General features: G+C 68.7%; 1 protein-coding gene. It reads left to right on the forward strand.

Features of this window, described 5'->3' with window-relative positions; translation table 11 throughout:
• Positions 1–328: 328 nt before the first annotated feature.
• Positions 329–1,777 (forward strand): GGDEF domain-containing phosphodiesterase (locus E3O44_RS18580; protein WP_166792720.1); only part of this gene is annotated, 1,449 nt, incomplete at its 3' end.

Raw genomic sequence — 1,777 nt, forward strand, 5'->3', positions numbered from 1 at the left:
AACGGATGTCCAGGCCGACTGGCTCGAAGACCACGCCTGCCGCTTTGCGCAAGGCTACTTGTTCTCCCGGCCCGTGGCATCCGCCGACCTTGCCGCGGTGTGCGCGGGGTTGAGTGCATAGCGGAGTCACGTGCACCGGTGTATAGGGAATGCGCTGCTTATCTCTCTTGCGGCGGTAGGCTCGCAGCATGGGCACCACATTTGTATGCAACGCGGCGCATCGGGAGCTTGCTCCCGAGCGCGGGAACGGGCCAGCCCTGGCCCCACCACAGATCACCGGCTGATGGACGATTCAGGGGGGAATCGTCCAACACGACCGGCGGGGACGATGGGAAGGCTTTTCCGGGGCGAGTTGATAGTCGCGTTCCATCCCGGAACCTTTGACAATCCCCGGATAGCCGGCCTGCTGCTGGGCAGCCTGACGGTCATCGGGTCGCTCGAGCTGTTCGCCTATGCGGGCATGCTCCGGGAGAGCGCCTCGCCGCTGGCGGGGCTGTACCTGATCATGGCGTGCGTCGCCCTGGCCACCGGCCTTCTCTTCCTGATGTTGCGCCGTCACTTCACCCTGGCCGTGCGCACAGTCATGCTCGCGGTTGTCCTCCTTGGCATTTCCGTGAGCGTCTACTTCGCCGACACGACGGCATCCGCTCTCGCGATGAGCACGTGGGTTCTCGTCGCGCTCGCCCTGTCCTATATGCTCCTGCCGATTGTGCAGTCGCTGCCGTTCGCCGCGACCGGCACGGTGCTCGTCGTCACCGCGCTGTTCGTGCACCCGGGCATGCGCGGCATCGACCTGCTCCTGATCATCCCCGCGGCGATCATCGCGAATTTCGGCCTGCACTGGCTCGTGATGAGCGCACTGAAGTCGGAGACCGACGACCTGACCCGGCTCGGCAACCGCGCCCACTTCGAACGCATCCTGAACGAGCACGTGCGCACCGCCAGCCCGGATTCCGTGAGCACGGTCGTGCTCGTGGACCTCGACCACTTCACGCTCACCAACGAGGTGCGCCAGCGGGCCTATGGCGACGCGATCCTCATCGACTTCGCCGCCCGGTGCGCCCGGCTCGGCGGCCCGGACTCGGGCACGGTCGTCGCTCGCACCGCCGGCGACGAATTCGCGATCCTGCTGCCGGGCCTGACCACCTGGCAAGCCGAGGCCGCGATCGAGGCCATGCGGGCGGATGTCCACGGGTTCTCCGCGGGCATCGCCGGCCACGAACCGGGCGAGACGGCCTCCGGGCTCCGAACCCGGGTGACCGAAGCGCTCTCGAGCGCCAAACGGGCGGGGCGCGGGACCACCCGCATCCACGGCGGGCACTATGCCACGGCGACGGCCGTGGGCCAGGCCATCGCAAACGGTGAGTTCAGCCTCGTGTTCCAGCCGATCGTCGACCTGCGCACCCGGCGGGCCGTGGGCGCCGAGGCGCTGCTGCGCTGGACGCACCCGACCCGGGGCGCCATCTCGCCGGCCGAATTCATCCCGCTGTGCGAGGCGAGCGGCGCGATGCCGCGACTGGGCGACTGGATCGTCGACACCGCCGTGACGATCGCGTCTGGCTGGGCGATGCCCGTCGAGCCGGGGGCACCGCCGTTCTACGTGAGCGTGAACGCCTCGGGCATCGAGCTCGGCGACCCGCACTACGCCGACCGGCTGCTCACGCTGTGCACGGCTGCCGCGCTGCCGGCGGGTGCGCTCAAGATCGAACTCACCGAGAGCGACTACGTCGTGGAGTACGGCGCGGTGCACGCGAACATGGCCCAGCTGCAGACGTCG

The organism is Cryobacterium algoricola, from assembly GCF_004402485.1.
Classification (GTDB): domain Bacteria; phylum Actinomycetota; class Actinomycetes; order Actinomycetales; family Microbacteriaceae; genus Cryobacterium; species Cryobacterium algoricola.